Genomic DNA, 17,180 nt, shown 5'->3' with positions numbered 1-17,180 from the left:
ACGCAAGTATCCGCACTCCGCATTCTACGGTCTGGATATCTCCACTGAAATGTTGACCTCGGCCCGGAACAAAGTCGGAGCCTATGTGCAGCTTGCCCAGGCTGACGCCTGCAGATTTGATGGAGCCCGGCTTTTCCGGCGCAGCAAGTTCGACCGGATCTTCATTTCTTACGGCCTCTCGATGATCCCTGACTGGCAGGCCGCCTTGCGCATGTCCTGCGCGCATCTGGCTCCCGGCGGGCAGCTTCATGTTTTGGATTTTTCGGATCAGGCCGGCTGGCCGCATTGGTTCGGTAACGGGCTGAACCACTGGCTGGCCAATTTTCATGTCACCCCCCGGTTAGACCTCAGCAGGGCTCTCGAAACGGTTGCTGCGGAAACCGGGGGACATGCGCAATGCAGTCAACTGTACCGGGGCTATTCGCAATACGGCATTGTGCATTTGCCCGGCTAAGTCGGCAAAGCCGTGCGCACCAAGTCAAACGATGACAGATCATCCTAGGAATGTCTGTTTAATGAAGTCGTCAGAAGGTAATTCGTTTTGCTGCAAATGACCGGTCAGAGCCCTCAGCGGTCATTGATGCTCGCCTGTATCCGCGCATTTTCGTCATCACAGAGCACCGTTCGCACCGGTAGTCTGTGCTGATTGGAAGATCTTGGCATTCGCTGCGAGTACAACATAGAGAGCACTAATTCGCACACTTCGCGGGACAAGGCGATGCCCCGCGGGCATCGTCGCCATCCATTCAATATTGTCTAATAATCCCTTGGCCCAATCGGCCTACGACTCCTTGCCTGGAGCCATCAGCTGCTCCCTCAGACTCATCGGCGCGGCGGGCGGTTCGTCGAAATTCAACCCTGCTTCCAGGTGGCGCAGGTGCTCGTCGGCCAGCCGGACCAGTTCATCCGTGCTGCCAGCCTCCAGCGCATCGACGATCCGGTCGTGCTCATCTTCTGCGCAGGATGAACTGCCGGTGGGTGAGTAAAGCCCCAGGATCAGGGTGCTGCGCATGGTCAGCTCCGACAGGAACCGCTCCAGCACCAGATTGCCGGCAATCTTCGCAATCCGCATGTGGAACTGGCGTGATGCGCGCAGCTCCGCCGGTTTGTCGCTCGCTTGGCGCGCCGCGGCCTCCTCCAGGATGTTGTCCCGCAGAAAGGTGATGTCCCCTGCCGAGGCCTGCCCCGAGGCGTGGCGCGCAATGGTGCGCTCAATCGCGCGGCGGGCCTGAAAGATGTCGCGCGCCTCCTTGGGCGAGGGCGTCATCACAAAAGCGCCGCGGTTCGGGCGCAGTTCCACCACCTGCTGCGCTGCCAGCGAGGCCAGCGCCCGGCGCACATTGGCGCGGTTGCAGGAAAACAGATCGCTCAGCGCCTGCTCGCCCAGCTTGGTGCCCGCCGGCAGCCGCTGTTCGGCAATCGCATCGAGAATCGCATTCACGATCAGATCTTCGGGAGAATCCTTCATGGAGCCTCAAAAAAGTTTTCCTGCACCGCCGCAACTTAAGGGCCGTCAGAGCGCTTGGCAATGGCGCCGCGGCTCGTCCGGCTTGACGTGTTATCAAATATTGTTAACAATAAATGACAACAAAGGAGGAGCGCATGAAAATCCTGGTCGTCAATCCCAACTCAACCGAGTCGATGACGCAGAAGATCGTTGCAGCCGCTGAAGCGGCCGCCAGCCCTGGCGTCACCATCATGGGGGCAACGGCGGCGGGCGCACCTGCCAGCATCGAGGGCCATTTCGATGAGGCGATGTCGCTGCCCGGCCTGCTGGCGCAGGTGGCGGCGGGCGAGGAGCAGGGCGTGGACGGCATTGTCGTCGCCTGTTTCGACGATCCCGGCATCGGCGCCTGCCGCGAACTGGCCACCGGCCCGGTGCTGGGCATCTGCGAGGCTGCGGTGAAGGCGGCCAGCATGCTGGCAACCTCCTTCACCGTGGTCACCACCCTGCCCCGCGCAGTGCCGGTGATCGAGCATCTGGTCCACGGCTACGGCCTCAGCCACCAGTGCCGCCGGGTACGCTCAGCCGCGATCCCGGTGCTGGCGCTGGAGGAAGAAGGATCAGACGCGCGCCAGAAGATCCGCGCCGAGATCCTGCGCGCCATCGAGGAGGACCATTGCGAAGCAGTGGTCCTGGGCTGCGCCGGCATGGCCGACCTCACCCAATGGCTCAGCCAGGAAACAGGCATTCCCGTCATCGACGGGGTCAGCGCGGCAACGCGGATGATCGAGGCGCTGGCGGGCTGCGGCCTGCAGACCAGCAAGATCAACGCCTATGCGCGCCCCAACCGGAAATAATGGTATCGTCAGGGAGGACATCATGACCATGAACGCAGAACTGGAAGCCGCCAGCCCCGGCGGCGTAACCGAGGACCACAGCAGCAAGGGCATCGGGGAGGAGAGCCTTGCACCGCAGGAAACCCGGATCATGGATCCGTGGTCCTACCTGTTTGCCTGGCTGGGCGGCTGCGTGTCGATCGGCACCTTCACCATCGGCTCCGGCCTGGTGGGCACGCTGAACCTGCTGCAGACCTTTGTCGCCATCGCCATCGGCTGCACCGTGATCGGCCTTGCGCTGATGATCAACGGCCAGGCCGGGCACAAATACGGCATCCCTTTCATGGTGCAGGCGCGCTCTGCCTTCGGCTTTGCCGGCGCCCGCCTGCCCGCGCTGGTGCGTTCCGTTCCCGCCATCGTCTGGTTCGGCTTCCAGAGCTGGATCGGCGCAGGCGCCCTGAACCTCGTCTCCGACACGCTGTTCGGCTACGACAACATCGTGGTGTTCTTCATCGGATTCCAGCTGTTGCAGATCGGCCTGTCGGTGCTGGGCTTCCACGGCATCAAATGGCTGGAGAACATCGGCTCTGTCTTCATCATCGGCTCGCTGGTCTACATGTTCTTCAGCGTGATCAGCAAATACGGCGAAGAGATCTCGGCCAATCTGGTCAATGTCGAAGGCACCTGGGGCGCGCCGTTCTGGGGAGCCACCATGCTGTTCCTGGGCATCTACAGCACCATGATGCTGAACGTGTCGGACTACTCGCGCGAGCTGCRCCATAACGTCGGCCCGTTCCGCCAGGTGGCGATCTATGCCAACTCGATCCTGCCTGCGACGCTGTTCATGGGGCTGATCGGCCTGATGGTCTCCGGCGCCACCGGCGAAGTGGACCCGATCAAGGTGTTCTCCAGCGCTGTCGACAACAAGCCGCTGCTGGTCATCACCCTGCTGTTCATCGCCTTTGCCCAGGTCACCACCAACATCCTGAACAACGTGGTGCCGCCGGCCTATGCGCTGATGGATATCTTCAAGATCAAGTTCAAGACCTCTGCGGTGATCGTCGGCCTGCTGGCCTTCGCCACCTTCCCCTGGGAGCTGGTCAAGGATGAATCCGCCGCCGGCCTCAGCCTGTTCATCCAGACCTATTCCGCCTTCCTGGGCCCGATCTTTGCGATCCTGGTGGTGGACTACTTTGTCCTGCGCAAGCAGAAGCTGGATCTGGACAAGCTTTATGACGAGACCGGCCCCTATCAGGGTGTGAACTGGGCCGCGGTGATCGCCATGGGCATCGGAGTTGCAGCAGCGCTGATCTTCTCCGGCATCTCCTGGTACGCCAGCCTGCTGCCCGCCGGTATCTCATACTACCTGCTGATGCAGCATCTGCCGGCTGCCAAGCGGTTCCTGGACTGACTTGGTTTCAATGAACTATGGAAGGGTCCCGCCAAACGCGGGCCCCTTCGCCATTCAAGGCGATAGGCCGACGCGGACAAAGCCGGTCATGATGTCAAACATCACAACAGCGTCCCGGTGTGCGGTGACCCACATGTCCAGCGCCGAAAGGCCTATGCCCAAAACTAAGGACCCGGGTCACAAGGTGCAGTGCTGCGCATCAAGTATCCGATTTGCGCCGGTCGCGATGGGCTCCAGCCTCGCCCGAATCTGCGAATCGAGGAAAATCACTTGGGACATGTTGACCTCCTATTAAGCTGAATGAGCCTGGGGGGAGATCAGGGGTAGGTTCCAGAAGGCTGGCCAAGAACCCTGTCGTCAGGCGAAGCGGCAGGCCAAGGAGGACCTTGAGGGTCAGGCAAGCCCGGATGGCCGCGTCACTATAGTAATTGGAGGCCGCGACGCCCAGATAGAATGGCCTCCCATTGCATCGAGGAATCGAACCAGACAGTCCGCGATCCGCCTTGCCTCAGCGTCTGATTGTAACACTTCCAGTTGGTCTTCTTGTACGCTGTCTTCGGAGATCTGTTCATGCTGCCCGGCTCGCATGCCGGATACACGCGATGAATCCCCTTGGATTTGTGCAACAACGCCAGTTCAAAAACGGATCAATGTCCGGCTTTCCAAGCTTTTGCGGACCGCGCTGACGCTCGGGTTCTCGACCAGATCAATGGCGCTATGAGCCACCGAAGGACGATCACGGTTGTCGTAGATGTTGAAATAGACGATCTCCTCTGGGGTCATCCGCGACTGGTAGACCCAGTCGTGCGCCGGATTGGCCGCCAGACCCATGATCGACCCGACCCGACCGGGGTAGATCAGATCCAGCAAGATCCAGTCCTCGGCTGCGACGCTGGACGGGCGCACAAACCCGAGCGGCGCGCTGTTGATCGGGGCTGCGACCGGACGCCAGACATTGATGAAGGCATAATGTCCCTCGGCCCATGCGCTGGCCCGGTCTTTGCCCAGCAGGCTGACCAGACGTGCCTCTGCCCCCTGACGACTATAGTCGCTATGGACGTTGCGAGCCGGGCAACGGCTGGCCTCGGGGTCATCCACACGGAGCGTATGGTCAAAAACGATCACCTCGCGTGCATCAAGCTCTTGTCGCAGGAGGGCGACCAACTCCGCATCGTAAACCTCGCGCCAGCTGTCGTCGTTTTCAAACCGATCCACCGCAGTCGGCTGCACCTTGAACGCCACACCATCGGTGGCAAAAGACACCTGAGCCCTTCCGCTGCGCAGATCGCTGAGCGCAACCTCAGTGGCGGCCATCTCAGGCGAGACGATATTACCAGTGATGCCACCAGCGTCGATCTCGAAGGACTGGCGCTGAGGTTTATGGATCAGGTAGTTGACTGTGCCGGTCAAAGCCATCGCATATCTCCTTACTTGGACTGTTGTATCGAGGCCGAAAGGGCTGGCGGTTGCCAGCTGGCCAGAGGGGCTGTGCGTGATGTCATTGCCCCCACGAAGTCTCGCGGCAGAGGTCACGCTTCGTACTTGCAAATATCATCGCCGACATGGAATAAAATCGGGGTCATCTGGAGTTCAGTTTTCGGATTTTGTGGATAAAGAGCGATGGATACCGATGCCTTGCGCTTGTTCGTGCTGGCGGCAGAGCAACTCAATATTTCCGCGGCTGGTCGCCGTCTCGGTCTGGCGCCTGCGGTGGCCAGCGCCCGACTGGCCAAGCTGGAGACCGAGCTTGGGGTGGAACTGCTGAAGCGGACGACGCGCAAAGTCTCGCTCTCGCTCGAAGGATCGGATTTCCTGCCCTATGCGCGTGAGATCCTCGCGCAGAGCGACGCTGCGCTGGCGGCTCTTGGTGGTGTAAAGGGAGGCGCGACGGGCACCTTGCGGTTTGCAGCACCAAGTAGCTTTGCCCAGTTGCACATTATGCCGATCCTGCCGGAATTCTGCGCCAGCTATCCCGGTCTGTCGCTCGATCTGCGGTTGTCTGACACGCGCTTTGACACCATCGAAGGCAGCTTCGACCTTGCGTTGCGCAGCGGGCCGCTGACCGACAGCAGCATGAAGGGGCGTAAACTTTCGGATGACCCGCGTTTTCTGGTGGCCTCGCCGTCCTACCTGGAGCAGCGCGGCACGCCAAGGGTGCCCGCAGAGCTGGCCGGACACGACTATATTTCGTGGAGCAGCCTTGCACAGCGTCATTTCATACATCGGGATGGCACAACGGCAACGATCACCCCGCAGGACATGCGCTGTCAGCTGATCCTCGACGATGGGGATGCGCAGCGCGAAGCGACGCTCGCCGGGCTTGGGATTTCGACCAACTCGCTCTGGAGTGTTGCGCATGAAATAAAGCGCGGGCGATTGGTGCGCGTGCTGCCCGAGTGGCGGTCCAACGATCACTCCGTGTTGTGGCTGCTCTATCCGCGGTCCAATGTGCTGACACCGAAGACCCGTATCTTCATTGACTTTCTGATTGAGAAACTTGGCAACCGACCGGAGTGGTTCAACGATTAGGCAGGCGCTAAGGGTTTCACAGGCGCTCCTCGATCGGGTGACGGTTAAAATCCTCATATAGGAACTCGACGAAAGCCCGCACAGAGGGATTAACCAGGTGCCGGGTCGGATATAGAATATGCACCGGCATTGGCGCGGCCTCAAAAGGGTCCAGCAGGGCGACCAACCGACCTGCGGCGAGATCATCGTTCAGGTAGATGCCGGGCAACCTCAGCACCCCTTGACCAGCCAAGGCCAGCGCTTTGAGACAGATCGGGTCGTTAGCAACAAGCGTTTCAGTTACCTTGATAATCGCTTCCTTGCCGTCGATTTGATAACGCCAGCGGGCAGGCTCATCGGCGGTCGCATTGATAAGACAGTGGTGAGCTGCCAAATCCGCCGGGGCGCGCGGCACCCCTTGGTGCGACAGGTAGTCCGGGCTTGCTACAGTTTYCATCGCCAGTGTCCCGATTGGCCGCRCGATCATCGTGCTTGGTGCCAAATACCCTGCTCGCACCCCGAGGTCGAAGCCCTCGGCCACCAGATCCGCCTTTCGGTTCATCAAGGTCAGATGGATCGTCACCTGCGGGTGCCGCTCACGAAACCGCGCCAGCGCAGCAGGCAGCACATATTGTCCGATCATCATCGGCGTTGTCAGCCGGATCGTCCCGGTCAGCCGTGGTGGCTGGCTGCGCTCGGCCTTTAGCCCCTCGACCTGATCTCGGAGGTGTTGCAACCGCTCCAGATACAGCTTGCCGTCTTCTGTCAGACTCAGGGCGCGGGTGGTGCGATGTAACAGCCGCAAGCCAAACCAGGTCTCCAACTCGCTCACTTGCCGGCTGACAGCCGAAGGCACCAGATTCAGGCGTTCCGCCGCACGGCTGAAGCTGCCTTGCTCCACCACCGCCATAAATACTTCGATCGAACGCAGTAAATCCATCGGTCGGGTCTTCTTACCTGCTCAGTTCAAAAGCTCAGTTTTCAGAATAACTGAAAACTATATTCCAAACCCAGTTATTTTTCTCGATTTGAGAAAGCCATAGATGGTTGACCAAGCATTTAACTCTTATGAGGTCCCCTAATGAAAATTCTTCTTCTTGGCGCCACTGGCACAATCGGCGCCGCTGTTGCAGCACATCTGAGCGATCACGACGTGGTGGCGGTGGGTAAGACCCGCGGCGCCTATCAGGCTGATCTCGACAATTACGACAGCCTAGAGGCGTTGTTTCAGAAAGTTGGGAAAGTCGACGCTGTGATCTCGACTGCGGGCGACATTGTCTTTGGTCCGCTCGACACGCTGACCGAAGCCGATTTCGCTCATGTCGTCACCAATAAGCTGTTAGGCAACATGAACCTGTACCGCATTGCGAGACCCTATATCCATGAAGGCGGCAGTTTTACCGTCACCACCGGTGTCGTCTCGCGTGAGCCGATGCCGGGTGCGGCCTTGGTCGCGGCCGTGAATGGGGGACTTGAGTCCTTTGCCATGACGGCTGCGACAGAAACCGGTCGGGCCCTGCGCGTGAACGCGGTCAGTCCGCGTTTCGTCAATGAGACCATGGAGGCGATGGGCATGGACAGCACCAGCGGCATATCCGCAGCCGATACAGCGAAAGCGTATCGCCATGCGGTGCTGTCAGATGTCAGCGGTCAGATCCTTGACGTTCGGGATTTCCTCTGACGGGTTCCCATGGGCCTGACAAAATGAAACCCCGCCGATGTCCCGGCGGGGTTTTTCTTTGTCTTTTCTCCGCATCGACGGCGCTGCAAGGCCCGGTAGGGATCATAGAAGTCTTGTCGCCGCCGAGGCGCACGCGTCCCCCGGGTGGTCGATCAGCATCCTCACACTTCGCCGCCATTATATTGAAAACACGAATTCAGATACGAAATGGGCTGCGTTTATTTAGATCGAGAGATGCATCATCTTCTCCTCATGCCTCGGGACACAAGGGTCCTGGACACCAAATGAAGGAGAAAGCCCATGTCCGAACCGCATATCGGTTGGATCGTCGAAGCTAAGATTGCCGCAGGCAAGCGCGCCGAATTTGAGGCCGTCGCCCAGGAGATCGTCAGCGAGACCCGCAAGGAAGGTGGCACGCTGAACTACCAGTATTTCGTGTCCGACGACGGCGACGTGCTGATCTGGGAACGCTTTGCCAATGCAGAAAGCGCCCATATCCACATCACCAACTGGGACCGCTATGCCGAGCGCTGGCTGGCGGCAGCCCCCGCGACCCGGATGGTGCACCTCGGTGAAGTGCCGACCGATGTGCGCGAGCGGCACGCTGCTTTGGCGCCGAAGCTGCTGAAGCAGATCAACGGCTTTGCCCGCTGATCCCCACAACACCCTCGCCAGAACACCTAAACCTCAGGAGACCTGAAATTGGCCTATTATTCCGTACTCGACGTGACCCCGACCAGCGAAGACTGGATCCCCGGCTACCTGCCCACCGCCAACGCCCGCGTCGCAGCCTATGGCGGTAAATACCTAGCCCGCACCGCGAGCCACGAGCAGGTCGAAGGTGGCACTCAGCCGGCTGCGCTGCGCATCATCATCGAATGGCCTTCGCGTGAAAGTGCGCTCGCCTTTATGGCGGATGACGCCTACGCGCCCCACCTTGAAGCACGCACCGCCGGCTCCGTCAGCCACCATTACCTGATCGACGGAAAGGACGATCTCGCCTGAGGCTCACCGCGCCGACATAACCCAGAACCGGAGGCTTTACCCCAAGCCTCCGGCCGCAGACGACAGGAGTGGCCAGATGTTGGACTGGAACAAGAAGAGCAGCTTTCAACGCCTGAACAGGGCCTATAACGAGGTCTTTCGCCCCGGTCGGTTGACGCTTGGGCTGGTGGTTCCACTGGATGCGCATGGCGACAGCCCGCAGCCGGACATGACCGGCCACCTTGCGCGCGCTCAGTTGGCGGACGCCTTGGGTTTTGCCGCGCTTTGGTTGCGCGACGTGCCTTTCAACGTGCCGTCCTTTGGCGACGTGGGGCAGATGTTTGACCCCTTCGTTTATCTTGGGACGCTGGGACAAATCACCCGCGACATTGCGCTGGGTGTTGCGAGTGTCGTGCTGCCACTGCGCCATCCCGCACATGTTGCCAAAGCGGCTGCCACGGCGGATGTGCTGTCAGGCGGGCGCTTACTGCTTGGTGCCGCGTCGGGCGACCGCCCGGAGGAATACCCGGCCCTGAACCAGAGCTTTGCCGACCGTGGGGCGCGGTTCCGCGACAGCATTGGGTATATCCGGGCCATGGCAGAGGCCTATCCGCAGGCGCAGTTTGCCCAAGGCCATCTGTCAGGCGCAATCGACATATTGCCAAAGCCACAGGGGCAGCGTCTGCCGCTATTGATCACGGGGGGCAGCCGGCAATCGCCGCAGTGGATCGCGCAAAACGGGGATGGTTGGATGACCTATCCCCGCCCGATCCGCCAGCGGCAAGATGTGGTTGCCTCTTATCGCACGCAGGTCCGCGCCGCTGGGCTGCCGGACAAACCGGTGATGCAGTCGCTATATATCGATCTGGCAGACGATCCCGCTGAACCGGCGCGACCTATTCATCTTGGCTTCCGCTCCGGAATGTCCGCACTCCTCGATTACCTCAAACAACTCGAAGCCATCGGCGTCAACCACGTGGCCTTGAACCTGCGTTTCACCTCTGGCGCGGTTGAGACCACCATGGAGCGATTGGCCGCCGAACTGTTGCCCGAGTTTTCACACAAGGATCACGACTGATGACCAAGACCATACTTATCACAGGCTCCACCGACGGGATCGGGCTTCAAACAGCCCGCAGTCTTGTCGGCGAAGGCCAACGCGTTCTGTTGCATGGGCGCAGTGCCGACAAATTGGCGACGGCAAAGGCTGAAACAGGTGCAGAAACAGGGTTTATCGCCGATCTGTCGTCGATCGCGGGCGCTAATGCACTGGCCGAGGCCGTGCGTCGTGAAATCGGGCAATTGGATGTGCTCATCAACAACGCAGGCGTTTTCAAGACGCCGCAGGCGGTGACCGAGGAAGGGTATGACATCCGCTTTATGGTCAACACCATCGCACCCTATGCTCTGACGAAAGCACTGGTGCCCGCGATGCCTGCTACAGGTCGGGTGGTCAATCTGTCGTCCGCAGCACAGGCGCCATTCTCCCTTGAGGCGCTGCGAGGCGAGCAGCGGTTGGCGGCGCAAGAGGCATATTCGCAGAGCAAGCTGGCGCTGACTGGCTGGACCCGCGCCCTCGCCGCGGCAGCGCCCAACGGGCCTGTGTTTCTGGCGATTAACCCGGGTTCCTTGTTGGCGACCAAAATGGTTCAGGAAGGCTACGGCATTGCTGGCAACGATATCGCTATTGGGGCCGCGATCCTGCGCGACGCGGCGCTGGATCCGGCCTTTGCCGATAAGTCCGGGGCCTATTTTGACAATGACAGCGGTTGTTTCGCTGATCCGCATCCCTTTGTGATGCAGTCGGCGACAAACCGGGCTCTGGTTGAGGCGCTTGATACGCTGGCGGCACAGGGCTGAAAAAACGTCTGTCGGTCCCTTCGCCCCGGACCGACCGGTCCATGACCTCCTCGTGTCTTCGGATGATCGGCTAACTGACAGCCATTGCCTGCTAGAATTGTGCGGAACAGGAAGGGATCCGGTGGGGCGTTTCCCGGACGAATTCATTGAACAGAAACTCAAAAAAAACCATCCGGGCTTTAGGTCGGCCTTATCCAAATGCTGGGTGACGGGAAGGCATTGGACGTAGAAGAATCCGACAGGAGGCAGCTTGAACTGTGTTCACGTAGCTTTAGGCGTTTGTATGACCAAGAAACCCTGCCCGAAACGCCCCCGCAAGTGCGCCAAGACGCGCCGTGTGCTGAAGGTGGACGACCTGGGCACGACGGGGTCAGCTATGCGTCCGATGGCCACACGTATGTCTCCGCCGCCCAAGTGTCTGAAGCGGTCGAATTCAACGGCGGTGAAGAACGCAAGGCAGCCCTTACTACATTTTTTGCCTTCCGCCGCTCGCGCCTGGGCGGTTGGGCCACTGAACAACCCCTGAAAGGACAATACCCATGAAAGCAATCGGCTACACAACGTCTGGTTCCGTTGATCGCGACGATGCGCTGATCGATCTGGACATCGCAAAACCAACGGCCACCGGCCATGATATTCTGGTCAAGGTTTCTGCCGTCTCGGTCAACCCGGTCGACACAAAGGTCCGCTCCAACCGCCCAGCCGAAGGCGGCACGCCTGTCATTCTCGGATGGGATGCCGCAGGTGAGGTCGTTGAGACTGGCGATCAGGTCACGCGGTTCAAAACCGGTGACAAGGTCTGGTACGCGGGGGCGATCAACCGCCCCGGCACCAATTCGGAATACCACTTGGTCGACGCGCGCATCGTAGGCCACGCACCCAAGTCCATTTCCACGGCCGCCGCGGCCGCCCTGCCGCTGACGACTCTGACCGCACAAGAGATGATCTTTGACCGGCTCAAGGTGACCGATCCGGTGCCCGGTGCGGCCAATGCCATCGTCATCATCGGAGGTGCTGGCGGCGTGGGCTCCATCGCCATCCAGCTCCTGCGCGAACAGACCGATCTGAAGATCATCGCGACCGCCTCGCGTCCTGAAACGCAGGACTGGGTGAAAGAACTCGGCGCGCACTACGTTGTCGACCATTCCAAACCACTGCCTGAACAGATCGCAGCGCTCGGGATTGGCGCGCCCGCCTTCGTGTTCTCGACCAACTACTCCGAGACCTATGTGCCGCAAATCGCCGAGTTCATCGCACCGCAGGGCCGGTTCGGCCTCATCGACGACCCCAAAGGCTTTGATATCATGCCGTTCAAAGGCAAGGCCGTTTCGATCCACTGGGAACTGATGTTCACCCGGTCTCTTTTCACCACCGAAGACATCGCCCGCCAGGCTGACATCCTTGATACCGTGGCTGGCTTGATCGACGCGGGTAAGATCCGGTCCACCGCCACTGAGAGCTTCGGTACGATCAATGCCGCAAACCTCATGCGTGCACATGCTTTGATCGAAAGAGGCAAGGCCAAGGGCAAGATTACTCTGGAAGGGTTCTAAGACACAGGTGCGCAGGCTCGATCAACTCAACATTCAAACCACGCAACTGGAGAAGATGGTGGCGTGGTACGAAGAGATGCTGGGCCTACGCACCGCCTCGCGTCCGGCATTGCCATTCCCGGGCGCACGGCTCTACGCAGACGGGAACACTGTCATTCAGTTGGTTGGGGTGGCTCCGCTCAATTGCAGATTCTGACACCTGCAGTATGGCGTTTTGCGGCTGCGGCGAAGGCTCCGCTAGCACGCAGTAGTTTGGGCTCACTCGTTGAATACGCTGCGCTTTGTCTGTTTACCGCGTCTGGAAACCTTCAACGAACCCTGCCCTTGCGGGTCCGGGAAGAAGTTCAAGCAGTGCTGTGGACGACGCTCCATGCTGCACTGAACCAAGCGCATTTAACGTGATCCGAAGCGGATTATTGCAAGCCCTTCGCAGACAATCTGATCTCGTTCGCAAATAATGTGAGTTTGAACACCCAAGTAGTCGCAGTTAATTCGAGCAAAAATCTGCGATGTTTGCAATCCAAACTCAGGATACATGCAAGCCGCTACACATAGTGATGAACCGCCTTTTCCTCGCCGCCATGCACCGTCAGGTCCGCCTGCGCACCGCCTGTAAACCCGGTCAGCGTGGCGGCCTGGCGGCCGGGCACCTCGTCCTTTCGAATGGCCGAGGGTGCGTTCCCCTCTCAGCGGGTCCGGAAAGTGCCAAAGATAATGCCGCCGATTTCTGCCGACAGGTCAGGATGTGTCATTCAGACCTCTTTGTGCTCGATGCAAATCTTGTGTTTTTCCCCAGCCGCCAAAGCAAGCCCCAGCAAGGTGCAGAAGCCGTGTTCTGAGCTGGCATCATGGTAGGCGCAGGTCCGGCAACGGCCGAAAGAGTGGCCTCCGTTGGCTGCCAATGCCATTTTCAGGCTTTGCGTCAGTCCATCTTCGAGACCGCGCTGAACATCCGGCGGCAGGCTGCCGATGGCCTTGGCGATCGGGTTCGCCTGCTCCACTGCTGCAAGACCTGCCCCGGTGAGCGCATAGGATATTGACCGCTGATCGGAGTCCTGCCGCCGTTCAGTGGCATACCCCTTGCGCACCAGCGCCTTCAGCGTCTGGGACATCGTGCCGCGCGTTGTTCCGAGATACTCGGCCACATGCGACGGGGACCGGGAAAACTGATTGGCTTCAGACAGATACTCGAGCGCGGCCTTTTGAGTCGGGTTCAGGTCCCCGATCCAGCCACCCGCGGAATCTATCCTGGCAAGACGGTTGATGAGGATGCGGATGCCGTGATCGTTTTTCATAGGCAATCAATAGCGAGTCGAAATTAAAGTTGCAATCCGTCCCTCCATTTGATAGCGAGTCGCTATTAAATAACAGGAGACGATCATGAAACTGTCTTTTGCAGTGTTTGCCGCTGCTGCCTTCACAGCCTCCGCCGCTATCGCGGGCGGCGACCACGCCCTGCATCAGGAGGGGGCCGTCATGTCCTCTGCCGATTCTGGCAAGGCGGCGGATTTTGACATTCTGGCGGCGCATGCGCATCGCGATGGCAATACCGTGACCTTCCACATGACCACTGCCGGCACCGCAGGCGCCTCGGTCCCGGCCGCGGGCGGGACGGTTGGCGGTGCAGATGTCTGGTCTTATGTGTGGCCGACCTCTCTGGACCCTTCTGCAGTGGGGTTCGAGGGCGGCGCCGGAATTCTTGCGCTGGCCGCAACCAGCCACCCGGATTTCGACGACACGCCGCTTTATGATGAGAACGGCGACGGCGACCCGGCCAATGACGGTGTCGAATGGCACAGCCATTGGGTGGTGCTGACCCCGACAGAAGCCTGCGGCCCGGGCGCGCTGTCCGTTCGCGACATTGCCGAAGGAACCGCGCCCAAACTGCCCGCGACATGGCCGGGGTTCCCGGTCTTCCTGGACAGCCCGGGCTTCACACCGCTGTTTGACGGGCCGGAAATCAAGGTGAACGCCGGATTTGCCAGCGATGTTCAGCTGGATGGCGTTGCCTATGACGGCGTCACATCCGCCTTGCGGGTGAATGCAAACATTCATGCCCCGCTGCTCTGTGTCACCAATGTCTTCGATGTTGCCTCAGGCGACCTGAGCCTGCCCGGCACGCTTCAATAATCCGCACCGGGCAGCCGCCGCAAGCAAAGCGGCTGCCTTTAATTGAGGAGAAAGCAAATGCAAGCGCCAGAATTGCAGGTATCCGAATGGTTCAACACTAATAAAGACCTCAGGCTTTCAGATTTGAAAGGGAAGGCCGTGCTGATCGAGGCCTTCCAGATGCTGTGCCCCGGGTGTGTCTTGCATGGCATTCCACTGGCGCAGAAAGTACAGCGGCACTTTCCGAGCGATAAAGTTGCGGTGATCGGTCTGCACACTGTTTTCGAGCACCATGACGCCATGACACCTGTATCGCTGAAGGCCTTTTTGCATGAGTACCGCATCACGTTCCCTGTGGCGGTCGACACGCAGGGGGCTGGCCCGCTGCCGGAAACCATGTCCGCCTACGGGATGCGCGGGACACCCAGCCTTATCCTTCTGGATCAGGCCGGCCGGATTGCGGCGCATCATTTCGGCCAGGTTTCAGAACTGCAGCTAGGGGCGGAGATTGGCTATCTGCTTGCAACCAGGGCTGCCTCAACTACCACCTCGCCCAGGACCGAAGTTTCCGGCAAGTGCGATGACGGTGGCTGCCCGGTGTGACTGGCATGCCGGAAATTCTGTTTGGAGGGAACACCGGTTTACCGGGACCTGCTGCTGGCACCTGAAAAGCTCACGGCCCATCTGAAGCCCTGTGTGCCGGGCTGACAGCAGGGCAGCATCATGCCCTGCCCGCAGCGATCGGGTGTGCGGATGCGCAACTCGGAAGCGGTTGATCAGGTAGGAAAAATGTCTTCATCTTTCTCGATCCTGCGCACGATCCCAACGCCTGCTTCGCTCAGGGCTTCTGAATGAGTTTCATCCCCGACCAAGACTTTCGGTCTGCACTGCATCTCGAATGGTTACGTCTATACGGAGAACGCCGGTATTCTGGAGCGCTTAAAGAAAACCGCCGCCTCCATGTATCTGACGCACAGCAACGCCTTTACCCTGGCAGCAACCATTGCGGCCTATGAAGAAGGCGATGCCTGGGTGGGCGAACTGATCGCCTATCTGGAAGGCACCGTGAATAGGATCGATGGTTTCTTGAAAGAGGAACTTCCTGCAATCAATATGTCACCGGTTGAAGGCACGTATCAGGTTTGGCTCGACTGTTCGGCAACAGGCCTTGAGGGCGACGCCTTGAAGGCAAAGCTCAGCGAGTCCGGATTTGGTGCCACACCTGGCACCTGGTTTGATCAGAAGGCAACCCGTTTCATCCAGGTGAACATCGCAGCCCCCCGGGCCGATATCGAAACCGCATTCAAGCAGTTCAAAACGGTGATCGACAGCTCTGGCGCATCTGATTGAGCCCCGGCTGCCTGCACTCCCAAATCAGATAGCTGCTGCTGAGACCGACCCCGTACTGTCATCGCCAGCAGCCAACTTGGGCTGGAAGATCCGGCAAACGCGTTTGCAATCTCCCGGCCCCTTCGACCCCAAGGCCTTCCGATCCGTCCGTGCGGGACGCAGCGACCATCCCGCGCAGGCACCTCAGCCTTAAGCGTCCAATAACTGCCTGAGTGAGTGGCGCGGTCCTGCAGGCGCAGCTGTTATGGTTGCTGCAAAGGCTGGCCGCGGACTGGCGTGCGGACAGACAGAGTGCCGCCAATGATCGCGGAACCCGCCGGCAGGACTGTGCCTGAAACACGGCATCAAGATCAGAGTTTGCAATCAAACGAGCTTGGTGACTGGCTTATGTCAGCCTAAATGGCCTTGAGATGGTTGCGGCTGCCTCAAGGTAGCGGCTCTTCCATTCCTGATGGGTGGGCTAGGTGTTGCCCCGTTCGTCCGTTGCCCGGCTTTGCAAACGCGCGGGATCGCCGTTACAGCACCACGGCAGGGTGAAGCGGGTCAGCGCTTTGCTGAGCACCGGGCCTTCGAGTTCCGCAGGCACCCAGGTCCTGCCGCCGTTGTCGGAAACCTTAACCTTGCTGATCCGGCCTTAGCCGGACCAGGCGAGACCGGCCACTTGATAATAACCCGTGTCGTGCAGAGCCTGCCCCACTGCCGGAAAGGTGATGACCGACTTGGTCCGCATGTAAATGCTGAACCCTTCGATGGAACCATCCGCCAGAGTTTCGCTGTAGTGGCGGCTTTCCTCGCGGGTGAAGGCGGGGAGGTTGGTGACTTCCAGCCGGTGCAGCCACTTGACGCTGGTGTTGCCTTCCCAGCCGGGCAGGAACAGGCGCATCGGGTAGCCCTGCGCCGGGTGCAGCCGCTTGCTGTTCTGATAGAGCGCGATGATCGCATCATCCATCAGTTTCGCCAGCCGGATGCTGCGTGACAGCCCGCCCGCATCCGCGCCAACGGCAATGACCCATTTGGCCTTTGGGTCAACGCCGGACTCTTGCTACGATGGGCTGCCATAAACCTCACTTCGGCGCCCGGATGAAGCATGTTGTCCGGGAATTCCCTGGCCTTTGCAGCGTCTGCCGCCGGAGCAGCCGCGGCGCCGGCAGTCAGAAGTGTAGCTGTAGCGGATTGCACTTATCCAGAGTTCGGCTTGCAATCATCGTGAATTTTCGCTCGAATTGTTTGCGTCTATCCGGGGGCTCAAACTCACATTAATTGCGAATGAGATCAGATTATTTGCAACGCGATTGCAATCATCCGCCTCGGATCACATTAGGTGCGAACGGGTCAGTGCAGCATGGAACGCCGCCCGCAACACTGCTTGAACTTCTTACCCCCGCCCGCAACACTGCTTGAACTTCTTACCCGACCCGCAAGGACAGGGTTCGTTTCGGCCTAT

18 protein-coding genes and 3 pseudogenes are annotated in these 17,180 nt (G+C 59.8%); 14 read left to right on the top strand and 7 right to left on the bottom strand.

All coding sequences use genetic code 11. The features are described from left to right. Positions 1–49 precede the first annotated feature (49 nt). Positions 50–454 carry a class I SAM-dependent methyltransferase gene (locus tag A9D60_RS20120; protein WP_254656753.1) on the top strand — a complete coding sequence of 135 codons (405 nt, stop codon included), beginning with the start codon at positions 50–52 and terminating at the stop codon, positions 452–454. 327 nt (positions 455–781) lie between these two features. Here A9D60_RS20120 and A9D60_RS20115 read toward each other — a convergent pair whose 3' ends face one another. Then, positions 782–1,468 (bottom strand): GntR family transcriptional regulator, encoded by a 687-nt coding sequence (locus A9D60_RS20115; RefSeq protein WP_065269247.1) that lies wholly within the window; start codon positions 1,466–1,468, stop codon positions 782–784. 134 nt (positions 1,469–1,602) lie between these two features. Between A9D60_RS20115 and A9D60_RS20110 the strand changes: the two genes are divergently transcribed. Both A9D60_RS20110 and A9D60_RS20105 read left to right on the top strand, forming a co-directional pair. After that, positions 1,603–2,301 carry an aspartate/glutamate racemase family protein gene (locus tag A9D60_RS20110; protein WP_065269246.1) on the top strand — a complete coding sequence of 233 codons (699 nt, stop codon included), beginning with the start codon at positions 1,603–1,605 and terminating at the stop codon, positions 2,299–2,301. 22 nt (positions 2,302–2,323) lie between these two features. Continuing rightward, the gene (locus A9D60_RS20105) at positions 2,324–3,691 is read left to right on the top strand and encodes an NCS1 family transporter (RefSeq protein WP_254656751.1); all 1,368 of its coding nucleotides are present in this window, start codon (positions 2,324–2,326) and stop codon (positions 3,689–3,691) included. A gap of 328 nt (positions 3,692–4,019) precedes the next feature. Here the strand turns inward: A9D60_RS20105 and A9D60_RS26685 are convergent. Beyond that, a pseudogene (locus A9D60_RS26685) lies at positions 4,020–4,263 on the bottom strand (transposase); the annotation flags it as partial. 64 nt (positions 4,264–4,327) lie between these two features. After that, complete coding sequence (locus A9D60_RS20100; RefSeq protein ID WP_065269245.1) at positions 4,328–5,107, bottom strand: CmcJ/NvfI family oxidoreductase; 780 nt, start codon at positions 5,105–5,107, stop codon at positions 4,328–4,330. Positions 5,108–5,311: 204 nt separating this feature from the next. Between A9D60_RS20100 and A9D60_RS20095 the strand changes: the two genes are divergently transcribed. Next, positions 5,312–6,220 carry a LysR family transcriptional regulator gene (locus tag A9D60_RS20095; protein ID WP_065269244.1) on the top strand — a complete coding sequence of 303 codons (909 nt, stop codon included), beginning with the start codon at positions 5,312–5,314 and terminating at the stop codon, positions 6,218–6,220. Between the two features lie 16 nt (positions 6,221–6,236). Here the strand turns inward: A9D60_RS20095 and A9D60_RS20090 are convergent, their stop codons facing one another. After that, complete coding sequence (locus A9D60_RS20090; RefSeq protein WP_065269243.1) at positions 6,237–7,139, bottom strand: LysR family transcriptional regulator; 903 nt, start codon at positions 7,137–7,139, stop codon at positions 6,237–6,239. A gap of 141 nt (positions 7,140–7,280) precedes the next feature. On the opposite strand from A9D60_RS20090, the gene A9D60_RS20085 reads away from it, so the two are divergent. The 7 genes from A9D60_RS20085 to A9D60_RS27405 all read left to right on the top strand — a co-directional run bounded on the left by A9D60_RS20085 (position 7,281) and on the right by A9D60_RS27405 (position 12,659). Further along, positions 7,281–7,880 (top strand): short chain dehydrogenase, encoded by a 600-nt coding sequence (locus tag A9D60_RS20085; RefSeq protein WP_065269242.1) that lies wholly within the window; start codon positions 7,281–7,283, stop codon positions 7,878–7,880. A gap of 300 nt (positions 7,881–8,180) precedes the next feature. Continuing rightward, positions 8,181–8,534 carry a putative quinol monooxygenase gene (locus tag A9D60_RS20080; RefSeq protein WP_065269241.1) on the top strand — a complete coding sequence of 118 codons (354 nt, stop codon included), beginning with the start codon at positions 8,181–8,183 and terminating at the stop codon, positions 8,532–8,534. A gap of 48 nt (positions 8,535–8,582) precedes the next feature. Further along, positions 8,583–8,885: a DUF1330 domain-containing protein gene (locus A9D60_RS20075; RefSeq protein ID WP_065269240.1), complete on the top strand. Its 303-nt coding sequence runs from the start codon at positions 8,583–8,585 to the stop codon at positions 8,883–8,885. 76 nt (positions 8,886–8,961) lie between these two features. Beyond that, complete coding sequence (locus A9D60_RS20070; protein ID WP_065269239.1) at positions 8,962–9,942, top strand: LLM class oxidoreductase; 981 nt, start codon at positions 8,962–8,964, stop codon at positions 9,940–9,942. Further along, positions 9,942–10,724, top strand: coding sequence for an SDR family NAD(P)-dependent oxidoreductase (locus tag A9D60_RS20065; RefSeq protein WP_065269238.1), 783 nt, complete (start codon positions 9,942–9,944; stop codon positions 10,722–10,724). Before A9D60_RS20070 ends, A9D60_RS20065 begins: the two co-directional genes overlap by 1 nt. 539 nt (positions 10,725–11,263) lie before the next feature. Beyond that, positions 11,264–12,277, top strand: a complete 1,014-nt coding sequence (locus A9D60_RS20060) for a zinc-binding alcohol dehydrogenase family protein (RefSeq protein ID WP_065269237.1) — start codon at positions 11,264–11,266, stop codon at positions 12,275–12,277. Between the two features lie 265 nt (positions 12,278–12,542). Next, positions 12,543–12,659: an SEC-C metal-binding domain-containing protein gene (locus tag A9D60_RS27405; protein WP_083194282.1), complete on the top strand. Its 117-nt coding sequence runs from the start codon at positions 12,543–12,545 to the stop codon at positions 12,657–12,659. A gap of 370 nt (positions 12,660–13,029) precedes the next feature. Here the strand turns inward: A9D60_RS27405 and A9D60_RS20050 are convergent, their stop codons facing one another. Next, positions 13,030–13,572 carry a MarR family winged helix-turn-helix transcriptional regulator gene (locus A9D60_RS20050; RefSeq protein WP_065269235.1) on the bottom strand — a complete coding sequence of 181 codons (543 nt, stop codon included), beginning with the start codon at positions 13,570–13,572 and terminating at the stop codon, positions 13,030–13,032. Between the two features lie 85 nt (positions 13,573–13,657). Here A9D60_RS20050 and A9D60_RS20045 point away from each other — a divergent pair, with 85 nt between their 5' ends. From A9D60_RS20045 to A9D60_RS20035, 3 genes and pseudogenes are all read left to right on the top strand, one after another. Further along, positions 13,658–14,407, top strand: a complete 750-nt coding sequence (locus A9D60_RS20045; protein ID WP_065269234.1) for a hypothetical protein — start codon at positions 13,658–13,660, stop codon at positions 14,405–14,407. Between the two features lie 57 nt (positions 14,408–14,464). After that, positions 14,465–14,989: a redoxin domain-containing protein gene (locus A9D60_RS20040; RefSeq protein WP_083194281.1), complete on the top strand. Its 525-nt coding sequence runs from the start codon at positions 14,465–14,467 to the stop codon at positions 14,987–14,989. A gap of 267 nt (positions 14,990–15,256) precedes the next feature. Next, a pseudogene (locus A9D60_RS20035) lies at positions 15,257–15,736 on the top strand (aminotransferase class I/II-fold pyridoxal phosphate-dependent enzyme); the annotation flags it as partial. 634 nt (positions 15,737–16,370) lie between these two features. Here A9D60_RS20035 and A9D60_RS20030 read toward each other — a convergent pair. Continuing rightward, positions 16,371–16,763 (bottom strand): annotated as a pseudogene (locus A9D60_RS20030) (molybdopterin-dependent oxidoreductase); the annotation flags it as partial. Positions 16,764–17,111: 348 nt separating this feature from the next. Further along, positions 17,112–17,180: an SEC-C metal-binding domain-containing protein gene (locus A9D60_RS27400; protein WP_141117991.1), complete on the bottom strand. Its 69-nt coding sequence runs from the start codon at positions 17,178–17,180 to the stop codon at positions 17,112–17,114.

It is taken from the genome of Leisingera sp. JC1 (genome assembly GCF_001679925.1).
Classification (GTDB): Bacteria; Pseudomonadota; Alphaproteobacteria; order Rhodobacterales; family Rhodobacteraceae; genus Leisingera.
Note: the sequence above shows the minus strand (reverse complement) of the source record. Positions and strands in the feature narration are given on the sequence as shown.

Bases quoted from the DNA above. Each gene is read 5' to 3' on its own strand.
- A9D60_RS20120 (WP_254656753.1), top strand. From the start codon at position 50: ATGTTGACCTCGGCCCGGAACAAAGTCGGAGCCTATGTGCAGCTTGCC.
- A9D60_RS20115 (WP_065269247.1), bottom strand. From the start codon at position 1,468: ATGAAGGATTCTCCCGAAGATCTGATCGTGAATGCGATTCTCGATGCG.
- A9D60_RS20110 (WP_065269246.1), top strand. From the start codon at position 1,603: ATGAAAATCCTGGTCGTCAATCCCAACTCAACCGAGTCGATGACGCAG.
- A9D60_RS20100 (WP_065269245.1), bottom strand. From the start codon at position 5,107: ATGGCTTTGACCGGCACAGTCAACTACCTGATCCATAAACCTCAGCGC.
- A9D60_RS20095 (WP_065269244.1), top strand. From the start codon at position 5,312: ATGGATACCGATGCCTTGCGCTTGTTCGTGCTGGCGGCAGAGCAACTC.
- A9D60_RS20085 (WP_065269242.1), top strand. From the start codon at position 7,281: ATGAAAATTCTTCTTCTTGGCGCCACTGGCACAATCGGCGCCGCTGTT.
- A9D60_RS20080 (WP_065269241.1), top strand. From the start codon at position 8,181: ATGTCCGAACCGCATATCGGTTGGATCGTCGAAGCTAAGATTGCCGCA.
- A9D60_RS20070 (WP_065269239.1), top strand. From the start codon at position 8,962: ATGTTGGACTGGAACAAGAAGAGCAGCTTTCAACGCCTGAACAGGGCC.
- A9D60_RS20065 (WP_065269238.1), top strand. From the start codon at position 9,942: ATGACCAAGACCATACTTATCACAGGCTCCACCGACGGGATCGGGCTT.
- A9D60_RS20060 (WP_065269237.1), top strand. From the start codon at position 11,264: ATGAAAGCAATCGGCTACACAACGTCTGGTTCCGTTGATCGCGACGAT.
- A9D60_RS20050 (WP_065269235.1), bottom strand. From the start codon at position 13,572: ATGAAAAACGATCACGGCATCCGCATCCTCATCAACCGTCTTGCCAGG.
- A9D60_RS20045 (WP_065269234.1), top strand. From the start codon at position 13,658: ATGAAACTGTCTTTTGCAGTGTTTGCCGCTGCTGCCTTCACAGCCTCC.
- A9D60_RS20040 (WP_083194281.1), top strand. From the start codon at position 14,465: ATGCAAGCGCCAGAATTGCAGGTATCCGAATGGTTCAACACTAATAAA.